7 protein-coding genes are annotated in these 15,922 nt (G+C 40.4%); 6 read left to right on the top strand and 1 reads right to left on the bottom strand.

Annotated features, from left to right (window positions below):
• Positions 1 to 84 precede the first annotated feature (84 nt).
• Positions 85 to 804 carry a Uma2 family endonuclease gene (locus tag FD724_RS11330; RefSeq protein WP_179072697.1) on the bottom strand — a complete coding sequence of 240 codons (720 nt, stop codon included), beginning with the start codon at positions 802 to 804 and terminating at the stop codon, positions 85 to 87.
• A gap of 624 nt (positions 805 to 1,428) precedes the next feature.
• On the opposite strand from FD724_RS11330, the gene serA reads away from it, so the two are divergent.
• From serA to FD724_RS11300, 6 genes are all read left to right on the top strand, one after another.
• The gene (serA, locus tag FD724_RS11325) at positions 1,429 to 3,009 is read left to right on the top strand and encodes a phosphoglycerate dehydrogenase (protein WP_012411500.1); all 1,581 of its coding nucleotides are present in this window, start codon (positions 1,429 to 1,431) and stop codon (positions 3,007 to 3,009) included.
• 164 nt (positions 3,010 to 3,173) lie between these two features.
• A complete protein-coding gene (prmA, locus tag FD724_RS11320; protein ID WP_179072696.1) occupies positions 3,174 to 4,094 on the top strand; it encodes a 50S ribosomal protein L11 methyltransferase in 921 nt (306 codons plus the stop codon).
• Positions 4,095 to 4,452: 358 nt separating this feature from the next.
• A complete protein-coding gene (locus FD724_RS11315; RefSeq protein ID WP_179072695.1) occupies positions 4,453 to 5,757 on the top strand; it encodes a hypothetical protein in 1,305 nt (434 codons plus the stop codon).
• Positions 5,758 to 6,458: 701 nt separating this feature from the next.
• Positions 6,459 to 7,643, top strand: coding sequence for an NAD(P)H-quinone oxidoreductase subunit H (locus FD724_RS11310; protein ID WP_179072694.1), 1,185 nt, complete (start codon positions 6,459 to 6,461; stop codon positions 7,641 to 7,643).
• Between the two features lie 218 nt (positions 7,644 to 7,861).
• On the top strand, positions 7,862 to 11,329 hold the full coding sequence (locus FD724_RS11305; RefSeq protein ID WP_179072693.1) for a helicase-related protein: 3,468 nt from the start codon (positions 7,862 to 7,864) through the stop codon (positions 11,327 to 11,329).
• Positions 11,330 to 12,006: 677 nt separating this feature from the next.
• Positions 12,007 to 15,513: an Eco57I restriction-modification methylase domain-containing protein gene (locus FD724_RS11300; protein ID WP_179072692.1), complete on the top strand. Its 3,507-nt coding sequence runs from the start codon at positions 12,007 to 12,009 to the stop codon at positions 15,511 to 15,513.
• Positions 15,514 to 15,922 lie beyond the last annotated feature (409 nt).

The raw sequence follows: 15,922 nt of genomic DNA, 5'->3' as shown, positions 1-15,922 counted from the left end.
TGGAAACCCGAATTGATAGTGAATACATAAATTCTGGAAAACCAGATTTATTAGTCTTGTCGAAAATATTGCAAAATATTTCAGTTAACCCAAATTATCTGGATCGATTCCTAGCGCTCTTAATTGTTCTGTCAATTGTTCTACCCGTTGTTCTGCTTGTTGAGCGCGTTGTTCTGCTTGTTGAGCGCGTTGTACTTCTTGTTTTACTTGTTCTGCGGGGGTGAGATATCGTTGTCCTTGCTCATCATACCAATACATCCATTCCCGCGTTACGCCACAATAATTTCCTCTTTCGCAACCAATTCCTAAACCAATTTCTGGTAGCCAAACGGGGTTTCCTTCTTGCAATTCATACTTACCATTAACTAACTTATGTACTTCCAGATGAGGTTTGCGGCGGCGACGGGAGGAATAAATCACATAGTAAAGTACGCCCAAAGCCTCATATTCATCCAATTTAGTCGTGTATTCCTTGCGATAATTTTGAGAAACTACTTCTAGCACGAAAATCGGTACAACATTTTCATCCCACAGCACATAACTGGGACGCAACTCTTCATCATAAAACCGCTCTACCCCTAAGCTCAAAAATCCATCTGGCACAATAGGCGGTTTATCGGGGTGATAATAAATACCCATATCTATGGCAAATAGCCAGTCCATACGTTCTGCCCAAAGTATCAGCAGGATCGCCTTCAGCAAACCTGGTATCAATTCTTGTAGTTCATTATCCACAGGTGTTTCATCAGAGTCTGGTAGTTCCTCGGCTGAGGGCAAGTGCCTTGGCAAGTTGTAGTTTAACATCGCTAGTTTCCCCAAAAATCAAAGGATATTTGGCTCTATTTGGCTCATCAGAATTATAGCGATTTCTCCACTAGCAATATCTACAAAAGAGCTGTTTGGAAACGCACGTAGATTAATGATTAGGATTTACGTCTACTTACTTATTGCGATCCGATAATCTTGATAATGTAAATATTTTATTTTGACTAAATGATACCACTTGTGGTATTGGTAAATAACTAAGATTTTACAGATAAAATAGTTACTAGCTCATTTGTTAGTTGTGCAGAGCATTGCCTCAGCTAAAGTTGCAGCCCAGTCAAGAATGTAAGCGTTTCTGCCCCACAAAGGAAATTGCTTAAGGCAATAAAATTTTGGTAACTCTTAACTATTAATAAATATATAGGTGCTTAGTGCTATTAATGCTTTATATTTAGCGACAGGGTGGTGCAAACGGCCACTCATCTTTAAATACTTAGGAGGCAGTACCCACCGGGAGCAACTCACGCTTCGATACCATCAGCACGTAGCGTAAGTAAAGGTGAAGTTGATATTAAAACGAATAATTTTTGCTGAATTGCGACAGATAAAGACTAAACTAAAAAGTCTTGTGCAGCAAAACCTGTAGCTTTAAATGAAGTAATCATGTCTAAGGTTCTTGTCTCAGATTCTATTGACCAAGCTGGAATTGACATTCTTTCGCAAGTTGCTACTGTTGATGTCAAAATAGGTCTAAAACCAGCCCAACTGCTCGAAATTATTGGTGAATATGACGCACTGATGATTCGCTCTAGTACGCGGGTCACTCAAGAAATCATTGAAGCCGGCACTCAGCTAAAAATCATCGGTCGTGCTGGCGTGGGTGTGGATAATGTGGATGTTCCCGCAGCCACACGCCGGGGAATTGTAGTAGTCAATTCTCCAGAGGGAAACACAATTGCCGCCGCCGAACACGCGCTAGCAATGATTTTGGCCTTGTCTCGCCACATCCCCGATGCTAACGCTTCGGTGAAACGCGGTGCGTGGGATCGCAATAGCTTTGTTGGCGCGGAAGTTTACAAAAAAACTCTCGGCGTTGTCGGCTTGGGTAAAATTGGTTCCCATGTTGCGGCTGTAGCTAAGACAATGGGGATGAAACTCCTAGCTTATGACCCTTTTATTTCTACAGAACGAGCCGAACAAATTGGCTGTCAGTTGGTGGAGCTAGATTTACTCTTCCAGCAAGCAGACTATATCACTCTACACATCCCGAAAACCCCAGAAACTACCCACTTAATCAATGCCACAACCCTGGCAAAGATGAAACCTACAGCCCGGATTATCAACTGCGCTCGTGGTGGGATCATTGATGAAGTAGCTTTAGCAGCAGCTTTAAAAGCGGGTAAGATTGGGGGTGCAGCCCTGGATGTGTTCGAGTCAGAACCATTGGGTGAATCGGAATTGCGATCGCTAGGCAAAGAAGTTATCCTCACCCCCCACTTGGGAGCCTCTACCGCAGAAGCTCAAGTGAATGTGGCGATTGATGTTGCCGAACAAATTCGGGATGTCCTTTTAGGACTACCAGCCCGTTCAGCCGTCAACATTCCCGGACTCGGCCCCGATGTGTTGGAAGAACTCAAACCCTATATGCAGCTAGCAGAAACTCTAGGTAATCTAGTAGGACAGCTAGCTGGCGGACGGGTGGAAGTACTCAATATTCGTCTACAAGGCGAACTCGCAACCAACAAAAGTCAGCCTTTGGTAGTAGCTGCCCTCAAAGGTTTACTTTACCAAGCTTTGCGGGAACGGGTAAATTACGTCAATGCCAGCATAGAAGCCAAAGAACGCGGAATTCGGGTAATTGAAACCCGCGATGCTTCCATCAGAGACTATGCCGGAACGCTTCATCTAGAAGCTACGGGTACTTTAGGTACTCATTCTGTCACCGGCGCTTTGCTCGGTGAGCGGGAAATCCACCTAACTGATGTTGACGGTTTCCCCATTAACGTCCCACCCAGCAAATATATGCTGTTTACCCTGCACCGCGATATGCCGGGGATTATCGGCAAACTTGGTTCCTTACTGGGCAGTTTTAATGTGAATATTGCCAGTATGCAAGTAGGCCGTAAAATCGTCCGTGGTGATGCGGTAATGGCTCTGAGTATAGATGACCCTTTACCAGAGGGCATTTTGGATGAGATTATAAAAGTCCCTGGTATTCGGGACGCGTATACAGTAACACTATGAGTGCTGAGTGCTGAGTAATGAGTGCTGAGTGAAGAAAAGTTAGGAGTAAGTAGTGAAGAGTTAAAAGCTCCTAACTCCTAACTGATAACTCATAACTCTCTCAAACTCAGCAGTCAGCACTCAGCACGGGCTGAACGCCCCGCTAGCGCTAACAGAACTCAAAAATGGCAAATACCTGGTGGGAACTACAGATTTTATGTGAGCCAGACCTAGAAGATTCGATCTTTTGGCGACTGGAAGATTTTGGCTGTCGTGGAACAGCTAGTGAAAACAAAGGAAATTCATCTTTAGTTAGGGCTTATTTATCGACAATTCAAACACAGCTACTAGATTTGGCAGCTTTATCACTGTGGCTGCGTCAAGATGCCCTTTGTGTAGGAGTTTCATCTCCTTCTCTGCAATGGCAGTTAATTGATGAGGAAGATTGGGCAACTAGCTGGAAACAATATTGGCATCCCCAAGAAATCGGCGATCGCTTCCTAATTAACCCCGCGTGGCTACCATTACCAGAAACAACAGAACGGTTGGTAATTCGTCTTGACCCTGGTGTAGCATTTGGTACGGGCAACCATGCCACCACTCAATTATGTTTGGAATCCCTAGAAATGAGGTTGAGTGGAGTTCCTCAGTCATTTGTAGGTAATAGTGGCAAACATGAACATCTGGTAATTGCAGATATTGGCTGTGGTTCTGGTATCCTTTCCATTGGAGCGCTGCTACTGGGAGCCAAAAAAGTCTATGCAGTAGATAATGACCCTTTAGCGGTGCAATCAACTATCAGTAATGGTGTATTGAATGACATTGGCTCAGAACGTTTACTACCAGCACTGGGAAGTGTAGACGTTTTAACAAAACTGCTTGAGAAACCAGTGGATGGTATAGTTTGCAATATTTTGGCTCATGTAATTATTGAGTTGATTCCCGAAATGAGTGCGATCGCTAAACCTGAAACTTGGGCGATCTTCAGTGGTATTTTACTAGAACAATCTAAAGCTGTTGCTGACGCTTTAGAACAAAATGGTTGGGTCGTTGCTACCCTGTGGAAACGGAAAGAATGGTGTTGCTTGAATGTACGGCGTTCTTAACCGACGCAAAACTGGGCAATACCCTGCGGGAAGCGACTTTGCGTCTACATGAATTGCTCTTAGCTGAAAATGAAGGTTTCAGCTATGGTTTGCGTCAGTCTTGTAGAAAAAATAGATGATAACGCCGTGTGCAACTTTCTCTCAGACCTAACCCCCAACCCCTTCCCTACTAGCGTTGGGGAGCAATAATCAAAGCTTCTCGACCTTTCGGGGAGAGGAATGGAAGTGGGGTTTTAAGAATTAGGTCGCCCCTCGCGTGATGATACGTTTTAACAGTATTCGACTTAAGTATAAGTAATCAAGCAATCTGAAGTGACATAATATATAGATTAACCACTATTGACTTTTGAAACCAGCGATGAAAGAACGGCTACAAATCCACAAAAAAGCTGACTCATCCGCTTCTAAGTCAGAACAAGGTCAGTTGCCATCGCACCTTTTAATTACTCACTCTCAACTTGGCTCCAACAAGCCTATATTACAGGCGAAAGTAGAAAATCAGAAATTTCAAGAGTATCAGTTTGAGGCAGCAAAACTCCAAATCCAAGCCAAGCATGGCACGATCACGCCAGACGGACAGGAACGACTCACTGTATTACAGGCAAAGATGAATGAGTCGTTGCAGCAAGGAAAGGAACACTCTTTTCAGTTTGGTCATAACATTGACAAAATGGCGATCAAACGTGCTGGTACTGTGTCACTGGCACAAATGCAACCCCTTCAAGAACCACTAATACAGCCAAAACTCACTGTTGGTCAACAAGGAGATCAGTATGAGCAAGAAGCTGATAGAGTAGCTAATTCTGTAGTTAGCCAACTTAATCCACCTATTTTGCAAAGCCAGGAAGGACAACAGACGACCTTACCAGGTAACAGAAACGAGCCAGCAAATTCTGAAGAAATATTAGCAGCAAATAACTCAGCAAATAAAAAACAAAAATTTTTACAAGATTACTCACTAGCGAAAACATTAGTAAATGGGATAGACGACACATTACCAGAAGATAAAATCTTAGAACAACTATTCAAAAACTTTGGCAATATCCAATTTCAATACACAATGGTGAGCAAGAGCCAAGAAACTCTCTTGAAAGGCTCTCCAGAAGGAGATTGTCAGACATTAGCTCGTGCGTTTAAAAAAGTTGCAGAAGAATATTTTGGCATCGAAAAAATAACAGTTGAAAGCATTGCCAAACCTTTTTTGAGTGAAGCTGGAGTTACACCATACCAAGGCAAAAAGCCTAATTGTGATGATGGTAAGCGGTGGTTTTTCCAAAACCATTATTGGGCTAGCTGGAACGGAAAGGTTTACGATGTTTTATTCCTCAGCCATAAGCGAACCGAAGCAGATATGGCAAAACAGGTGCAACCACTTACATCTATGTTGATGCCTGAGCAAGAGTACTATGAAACAGAAAAAGGAAAAATTGTATATCCAATTGTTAATAAGTACTCAACTGTAGAAATTAGTATATTTGAGAAACTGAAAAACTTTGTGAATAATCTTGGTAGATTTTTCTCTGACAATATGAGTGCAATAATAAATAAAATTCAGTCTTTATTGTCTAAAGGTGGAAACAACGCTAGTGGTTTTGATTCTCTAATGAGAGAACTAGAAAATGACAAAACCAGTACTGTGGTCTCAAATAATCAAAATCAATAATTATAGACCTTGATGGGATCGTTAATGAATGCGATCGCATTTTTACTTGGTACAAGATTAATCCAATTGCGATCGCACCCCAGACAAAGGCAAATCAGTTATTTTGGTTAGCGATCTATGCGATCGCAGTAATTAAACTCACGTTATATTCACAACGGTAAAGGGAAAGGATAAAAGAAAAACTTTTACCCTTTAATCCTATAAAATTTTACATACTTCGGTTTAATCGTACTTAATTACTTGGATAATCCTGACTTGCCTACAACTGTTGCCTTTTCGGACGATCAACTGCAATGCTTGTTTACGTAGGCGTAGCCTGTCGTAGACATCGCACCAACATGCCTGAAGTACGGAATACGGCGCTTTGTGCCTGTTCCTCAAGGGTTTTCAGGCTGCCTTACTTATAAAAAAATCCGATGTCTTAATTAAGTGCAGATCAAGCTTCCATATAATAGTTGAAGAAGTGCAACAAAATTAAACATCAAGTAAAGTCCCTCCTCTGTCACTCCCTCTCCAACATACCCCTGTATGGGCAATACATTATAAACGCCTTAAGGCAGTTTTCTTAAAAGTATTGCTCCTGCAAGCTTAACTTTGGCTTGGCAGACTAGATAAATCGGGTCTGGTTGGCATCTACGCGGTTCAATTCAAAATCTTGCCTTTGGCACGCTACACGAACACAACAGGAGAACACGAAATCTATGACCAGACTAGAAACCCGCACTGAACCAATGGTGCTAAACATGGGGCCACACCACCCCTCAATGCACGGGGTTCTGCGGCTAATCATGACTCTGGATGGCGAGGATGTCGTTGACTGTGAACCGGTCATCGGCTACCTGCACCGGGGAATGGAAAAAATTGCTGAGAACCGCACTAATGTAATGTATGTCCCTTACGTTAGTCGCTGGGACTACGCTGCGGGAATGTTCAACGAAGCTGTCACTGTTAACGCCCCAGAAAAGCTTGCAGGTATCGCTGTCCCCAAACGCGCTAGCTACATCCGCGTGATTATGCTGGAGTTGAACCGCATTGCTAACCACTTGCTATGGTTTGGCCCCTTTTTAGCTGACGTAGGCGCTCAAACTCCCTTCTTCTACCAGTTCCGCGAACGGGAGATGATTTATGATTTGTGGGAAGCTGCTACAGGTTATCGGATGGTAAATAATAACTACTTCCGCGTTGGTGGAGTAGCGGCTGATTTACCTTATGGTTGGGTAGATAAGTGTCTGGAATTCTGCGACTACTTATTACCTAAAGTTGATGAGTACGAACGTTTAGTAACAGATAACCCCATCTTCCGGCGACGTGTTGAGGGTATTGGGACTATCACCCGTGAAGAAGCAATTAACTGGGGACTTTCTGGCCCAATGTTACGCGCTTCTGGGGTGCAATGGGATTTGCGGAAAGTTGACCATTACGAATGTTACGACGATTTCGACTGGGATGTACAGTGGGAAACTGCCGGTGATTGCTTTGCCCGTTACGTGGTGCGGATGCGGGAAATGCGCGAATCTGTGAAGATTATTCGCCAAGCAATTAAAGGACTTCCTGGCGGCCCTTACGAAAATCTGGAAGCCAAGCGTTTAGCCGCAGGTAAAAAATCTGAATGGGACGCATTTGATTACCAATTCATCGGTAAAAAAGTTTCCCCCACTTTCAAGATACCCAAGGGTGAAATCTATGCCCGTGTAGAAAGTGGTAAAGGTGAATTGGGAATTTATTTGGTTGGCGATGATAATGTCTTCCCTGCACGTTGGAAGATTCGCGCCGCAGATTTTAACAACCTTCAGATTGTTCCACATTTACTGCGCGGCATGAAGGTTGCAGATATTGTGGTCATTCTCGGTAGTGTTGACGTAATTATGGGTTCTGTAGATAGGTAGAAAATATCTATCTAATAATTTTTAGAGCAGTTGTATTATGCAACTGCTCTTTTTTTATAACTTTTGAAGACGCGATAAATTTTTGAAGACGCGATAAATCGCCGTCTCTACAAAGGATTGATTATTGTACAGACGGCGATTTATCGCGTCTCTAATCTAGCTAGAAAAATTTTTTACTCATATAACAGATGTACAAAATATTTATCGAGTTTTAAATAATGCCCCGGATATTTGACAACATTGATTTACAATTACTACCAATTTTACGAGAAACCCTCAAAGTCTCTTATCGCGCAGACTTTTGCGTTGGCTACTTTAACCTCAGAGGTTGGCGAAGAATTGATGATTTAATCGAACAGTATGTTGGTGGTGAAAATGCTTGTTGTCGTTTGCTAATTGGGATGCAAAGCTTACCCAGTGATGAAGTTCATGCAGCATTTAGCCTTGTTAGTGGTGATGGACGAATTGACAACAGTAGCATTGTGCGGTTTAAAAAACGTATGGCGGCGGAATTTCGCCAGCAGCTGACTATCGGTGCGCCGACTAATCAAGATGAAGCGGGGTTGCGGCGGTTAAGTCATCAGCTAAAAAGTCAGAAGGTAATTATTAAACTGTTTTTGCGGCATTCTCTCCATGCCAAGTTATATCTTGTGCATCGCCATGACCCTAATACCCCAACTGTGGGATTCTTGGGTAGTAGTAATTTAACCCTTCCCGGACTGGCAAAACAAGGGGAATTGAATGTAGATATTTTAGACCACGATGCTTGTAATAAACTGCAAAAGTGGTTTAGCGATCGCTGGCAAGATTACGGTTGTGTAGATATTTCCCAAGAATTAGCGGAAATTATCGATCAGAGTTGGGCTAGGCAAGAGTTAGTTTCACCTTACTACATCTACCTGAAGATAGCTTACCACTTATCCCATGAAGCGATCGCAGGACTTTCAGAATTCCGCATCCCCCGCGAATTTAACAACTTATTCGATTTCCAAAAAGCCGCCGTACAGCTAGCAGCCCGTCATGTAACTAGGCGTGGCGGCGTATTAGTGGGTGATGTAGTCGGTTTGGGTAAAACTTTAGTTGGAACCGCCCTTGCCAAGATATTACAAGAAGATTGTTTTTTAGAAACACTGATTATTTGCCCAAAAAACTTGGTGTCAATGTGGCAAGAATATGTCAATAACTATCGGCTACTTGCTGAAGTGATGCCAATTAGTCAAGTACAAAATAAGTTACCAAAACTCCGACGTTACCGCGTTGTGTTAATTGATGAAAGTCACAACTTACGGAACCGCGAAGGTAAACGTTATCGAGCAATTACAGAATATATTGCTACTAACGAAAGTAAATGTATTTTATTATCTGCTACTCCATACAATAAAAGTTATCTTGACCTTTCCGCGCAACTGCGGCTATTTGTGCCAGAAGACCAAGATTTAGGATTAAGACCAGAAGCTTTAATTAATGAACTTGGTGGCAGTTCCATAGGAGAATTAGAGTTTATTAGAAAGCATCAATGTTCTGTCCGTTCTTTAGCTGCTTTTGAAAAAAGCGAACACCCTGATGACTGGCGAGAATTGATGAAGCGTTACATGGTGCGACGCACTCGCTCTTTTATTAAAGATAATTATGCCCACACAGATGAAACCGGACGGAAATATTTAGAATTTGCTGATGGGACACGTTCTTATTTTCCCCAGCGTCTACCTCGTAGTCTCAAGTTTCCTTTAGAAGGTTCTAACACAGACTTTTATGCTCGTCTTTACTCTGAGTTAGTAGTAGAAGTCATTAATCAACTTAACTTACCTCGTTATGGGCTAGGAAATTACGTTATTGCTAAACAAAAACAGCCACCTACAGACACTGAGCAACGCTTTATTAATAGCTTATTTCGTGGTGGTAGGAGGTTAATGGGTTTTTCTCGCACTAATTTATTTAAACGTTTAGAAAGTAGTGGCGTTGCTTTTATTCAATCAATTGAGCGCCATATATTACGGAATTTTATTTATTTATATGCTTTAGAGCAAGGGTTTGATATTCCTATTGGAACTCAAGAAGCTGAATTATTAGATACAAGTAATAATGATGAAGATGCCGATTCTGTAGCAGCAGCTTTATTTGATACAGAAACCGAAGAAGATGATTCTGACCTAACCCCCCAGCCCCCTTCCCTACTAGGGAATGGGGAGAATTCAAAGCCTCTCTCCTTGCAGGAGAGAGGTTTGGAGAGAGGTTTTCCAGATTATGTGAAAAGTCAAGAAAAAATATTTCGTCAAAGAGCAGAATCAATTTACCAAGAATATACAACTCGATATCAACGAAGATTTAAGTGGTTGCGGTCTACACTTTTTGATATTAAAAAACTGAAACGTGATTTGCTAGAAGATGCCAAAGCACTGATTAATATACTGCAACAGTGTGGCGAATGGAATCCTCAAAAAGATGAAAAACTGGCAGCTTTAATCAAACTGCTAACAAAAACTCACCCTCAAGATAAAGTACTAATTTTCACACAGTTTGCTGATACAGTCCGCTACCTTGAAGATAATTTGCAGTTGAATCTTATGACTAATGTAGCTGGGGTAACGGGACAATCTAAAGACCCCACAATAATGACGGGAAGATTTAGCCCTGTGAGTAATGGAAAACGTGAGCAAATTTCATCATCAGATGAGTTGCGGATTTTAATCGCTACGGATGTTTTGAGTGAAGGTCATAATTTGCAAGACTGTGCAATTATCGTCAATTGGGATTTACCTTGGGCGATTATTCGCTTAATTCAACGCGCCGGAAGAGTAGACCGCATTGGCCAAAATGCTGATAAAATTCTTTGTTATTCTTTTTTACCAGCCGAGGGAGTAGAACGCATTATTAATTTGCGGGGACGACTCCGCAAACGACTGCAAGAAAATGCTGAAGTGGTGGGAACTGATGAAGCATTTTTTGAAGATGATGATGCACGGGTAATTCTCGACCTCTACAACGAGAAATCTGGAGTTTTAGATGGTGAAGAAGATACGGAAGTTGATTTGACTTCAGAAGCATTTCAAATTTGGAAAAAAGCCACCGATAATAATCCAGGTTTGAAAAAGACGATTGAGGAAATGCAAAATGTAGTTTATTCTACCCGCGCCCATACTCCGCAACCTGTGCAACCAGAGGGAGTATTGCTTTATATGAAAACCACCGAGGGAAATGATTCTTTGATTTATGTTGACCGCGATGGAAATAGCGTTACTCAATCACAGTTAGCCGTGCTTCGGGTGGCGGCGTGTGAAGAATCTACCCCAGCGATACCCAGAGATAAACAGCATCACAAGTTAGTACAAAAAGGTGCTGAATTGATTGCTGAAGAAGAGAAAAATGCCGGCGGTCAATTAGGGCGACCATCAGGTGCAAGGTTCCGCAGTTATGAACGACTGAAGAGTTATGTTCAAGAAATGAAGGGAACACTATTTGTTAGTGAAGAACTTTTAAAAGCAATTGATGAAATTTACCGTTATCCTTTGCGACAGTCAGCTATTGATACTCTGAATCGTCAATTGAGAAGTGGGATAAATAATCAGGTGTTGGCTGATTTAGTTGTGTCGTTACGCATGGATGACCGTTTGTGTATTGTAACTGAAGAACTGGAGAAACGAGAACCTCAGATTATTTGTTCTTTGGGGTTATTTGATAATTTGTAATTTCTCATTAAGGCAATAGACGCGATAAATCGCCGTCTCTACAATAATTAACCCTTTGTAGAGACGGCGATTTATCGCGTCTTTCTTTCTTATATTACGTAAAATACCGAAATGAGAAAGCAAACTGGGGTTTGAATAAGTAAAAGCTCATTTTGCTTACGGAAAACACTGAAATGAGAAAGCAAACTGGGGTTTGAATAAGTAAAAGCTTCTTTTGCTTGCGGAAAACACCAAAATGAGAAAGCAAACTGGAGTTTGAATAAGTAAAAGCTTCTTTTGCTTGCGGAAAACACTGAAATGAGAAAGCAAACTGGGGTTTGAATAAGTAAAAGCTTCTTTTTAGAAAGCATTTCAGTGTTTTGAGAAAGTAAACAGACCTTTTTATAAAGCAATTAAGCGTTTTGATAAAGTAATCAGCAAATATACTTGACAATAAAAAATCACGGCTGCACAAATAAAGCCGACGTTTAAATAAATTGATAATTTTTACGTATAATTTCTCAGCCTAATTGAATGTAAAGGATTTATAAAGTATAAAAAGCATGGTAAAAATTTAACTCCTATAAACAGAGTTTCTTGAAGTCCGCCAGCGCAGACTTAATTTTTAAAGCCACAGATTTATTTTCTGAATGGCAAATTTACCATGCTTGGAAAATAAAAACCAAGCATGGTAAATTATGTCACTTAATTTTCAACGAACACGCGATTTACTCTCTAAGTTTAAATTTAGTGATTTATTTATAGAAGAATTAGGTTGGTCTAAACCCTCAAGACAAAAACCTGAAACCTTAAAGATTGATAACAAGACGTATCAATATCAGAAAATTGCTGAACTCTCAGGAGTTGCAATCTTTGAAGTCACCGCAGCAGACGGGAATATACCAGAAGCTAAAGTGAGAGTTGCTATTCATCAAGAAGTTACTAAACTAATAGCTGAAAATCTACTCATCTTTATTACCGAAGAACGCACACGGAGTCTTTGGTATTGGGTGAAACGAGAAGGAAGTAAAACCTCTGTTCGTGACCATTTATATGTGAAAGGTCAACCAGGAGACTTGTTTTTAAGCAAGCTTGGTTCTTTAGTTATTGATATTACTGAATTAGAACATGGGGAACCGACTGTTGTCGAAATTGCTTATAAACTACAACGCGGTTTCGATGTTGAACCAGTAACCAAGAAGTTTTACAAGGAATTTCAAGAGCAACACCAGAAGTTTTTGCTGTTTGTGAAAGGAATTGATAATGAGATAGATAGACGTTGGTATACATCGGTAATTCTGAATCGCCTGATGTTTGTTTATTTTCTCCAGCGTAAGGGTTTTATTGATAATAAAGATTTAAATTATCTGCAAAATAAGCTTGAGCAAAGTAAACAAAAAGCTGAAAATCATTTTTATGGTGAATTTCTCAAGGCTTTGTTTTTTGAAAGCTTTGCTAAACCTGAGATTGAACGCAATTTATCTGTACAAGAATTGGTAGGAAAGGTTAAATACCTGAATGGTGGATTATTTCTCAAGCATCATATTGAAGAGAAATATAAAATTTCTATTGTTGATGAGGCGTTTGAGCAAGTTCTAGATTTATTTGGGCATTATTCTTGGAATCTAGATGATACGCCGGAAGGAAAAGATGACGAGATAAATCCAGATGTCTTAGGATATATTTTTGAGAAATATATTAACCAAAAGGCTTTTGGGGCGTATTATACTAGACCACAAATTACAGAATATCTATGTGATAGAACTATTCACAAGTTAATTGTAGACCGTGTGAATGATGCGCTGCCTGATCAGTATAAGCCATTTGAGGATATTAATGAACTCCTCATCAAGCTGGATACAAATGTTTGTCGTCTACTAATGGATGATATTCTTCCTAATTTATCAATTCTTGACCCAGCTTGCGGTTCTGGTGCTTTTCTTGTGGCGGCGATGAAGACGCTTATCCAAGTTTACAGCGCGGTGTTTGGGACAATTAAATTGATGGATGATGGTATTCTCAAAACTAAGCTTGAAGATATAGAAAATTCCCATCCCTCATTACCTTATTTTATAAAAAAGCGGATTGTTTCTGATAACCTCTATGGTATAGACATTATGGAGGAAGCAACGGAAATTGCTAAACTACGTCTTTTCTTAGCTTTGGTTTCTTCTGCTAATGATGTGGAAGAGTTAGAGCCTTTGCCTAATATTGATTTTAATATTATGGCGGGTAATTCGTTGATTGGATTAATTAAGGTAGATGACACGGCTTTTGATGCTGTGGGAAATTCACTACAAGGAAATCTATTACAGTCTTTAGCCGCAGATAATTATAAGCAAATTTTAGAAGAAAAAAATAAATCTGTTGAGTTGTACAAAAAACACGCTTTTTTACCTAAAGCTTTACCCGATACAGATACACCTCAAGATACTCGATTGATACACCTCCGCAAAAATATTGAACAACTCAATAAAAAATCGCAGGAAAAGTTAAATCTTTTGCTGTTGGATGAGTTTAGTAAGCGTTTGGGTATCAAGTATGAGGAGGTTCAATTAACTGGGAAATCACAGAAGCGGGTTTTGAAGGTTGAGGATATTGCAGCTTTGAAGCCGTTTCACTGGGGTTATCATTTTGACAAGGTTTTAGAACGCGGCGGTTTTGATGTCATTATCACTAATCCGCCGTGGGAAATATTTAAGCCGAATGCAAGAGAATTCTTTCTTCAGCATAATGATCTTGTGAGAAAGAGCAAGATGGACATCAAGGCTTTTGAAAAAGAGCAAAAGCAACTTTTAGCAAATCCTGAAATAGCTACTACTTGGTTAGGATATCAAAGTCAATTTCCACATATAAGTGCTTATTATCGTTCAGCAGAACAGTATAAAAATCAAATTTCTGTTGTTAATGGTAAAAAATCCGGTACTGATATTAATCTCTACAAACTATTTTTAGAACAATCCTTTAACCTGCTGTGTAACAGTGGACAGTGCGGGATTCTATTACCTTCTGGCGTTTATACTGATCTCGGAGCCAAGCAGCTAAGGGAAATGTTATTTTCTCAGACTAATATTGATGCAATTTTTGGACTATCAAACGAAAGATTTATTTTTGAAGGGGTAGATCATCGTTTCAAGTTTTCACTTTTAACTTTTGAAAAAGATGGTGTTACTGATTCATTTACGGCAGCTTTCCGTATCAATCCGCATGAAGCTATTAAAGTAAATCAGCTAGAAACTTTTTTCAAAAATAAAGATGAACGAGTTAAAATTTCAGTTCCACTTATTCGGGGTTTGTCTCCTGATTCTCTATCGGTGATGGAGTTTAAGAATGAGATAGACATCCACATGGCTGAAAAAATGGCTAAGTTCTCTTTACTAGGGGAAAAAATTGAGAGTAAATGGAATTTGCGCTTAACCCGTGAGTTTGATATGACGAATGATAGTCATTTATTCAAGCAACAGCCTAGTAAAGGAAGATTAGCACTTTACGAAGGTAAGATGATTCATCAGTTCACTCACTTATATGCTGAACCAAAATATTGGGTGAATGAACAAGAAGCGAGGAAAGCTTTATTAGGACGCAATGAAACTGATAAAGACCAGACTTTAGATTATCAAGGCTATCGACTTGGTTTCCGCTCAGTAGCATCAAGCACTAATGAACGATCGCTGATTTCAAGCATTATACCAAAATCAGTATTTTGTGGAAATTCACTTTTAATATCGCTGAGGTATTCAGAAAATAATCAAATCAATATGAATAACTCAGAGATGTTATTTAGTACAGCCGTATTCAATAGTTTGGTGATTGATTACTGTTTACGGCAGAAGGTTACTACAAATCTCAATATGTTCTATGTCTACCAGCTACCCGTCCCACGTTTAACAAAAAACGATCGCAACTTCAACGATATTGTACAACGCGCCGCCAAACTCATCTGCACTACACCAGAATTTGACGAACTCGCGCAAGAAGTCGGTCTAGGTTCCCATCAACAAGGTGTTACCGACGAAGCAGAACGCGCCAAACTCCGCGCAGAACTCGATGGAATGGTAGCACATCTTTACGGTTTAACCGAAGATGAATTTAGCTACATCCTCACTACCTTTCCGATTGTGAATGCAACTGTTAAAGAAGCAGCATTGTCAGCTTACCGTAGCTTTGTGCCAATGTTTGGAAACTCAGAATTAGTCTCTTGTTAGTCTCTCGTTATCATACAGAGTATGGAAACAAAGAATACTATCAGTATGACTAAGAGGTTGTTTGAAAAGTAATTTGCTGTATCTTTGCACTTATTGATCCTCTCTAACCCCAGGGCAAACGCATCTAAAGTATAAGAATCCTTTAATAGCAAGGGTTTTGGCGTTTTTTAATTTAGCCTATTTTTTCATCAAGATCCTTGCCCAGCAAGGGTTTCAGAAATCCCGTGCGTTCGCCCTGTCTCTAACCCCCCTTATAAAGCTACGGTGTATATACAAATCTTCTAGAGTTGCGCTACAGGCTTTTGATCCCCCCTAACCCCCCTTAAAAAGCAGGGTGGATTAATTGTCGAGAGAGAAAATATAACATGGAAGGATGATTCCTTGAGAAAAAGACCAAAACCAGAGGAAA

The organism is Nostoc sp. C057, from assembly GCF_013393925.1.
Taxonomy (GTDB): domain Bacteria; phylum Cyanobacteriota; class Cyanobacteriia; order Cyanobacteriales; family Nostocaceae; genus Nostoc; species Nostoc muscorum_A.
This window is presented reverse-complemented; position numbering and strand designations above follow the sequence as displayed.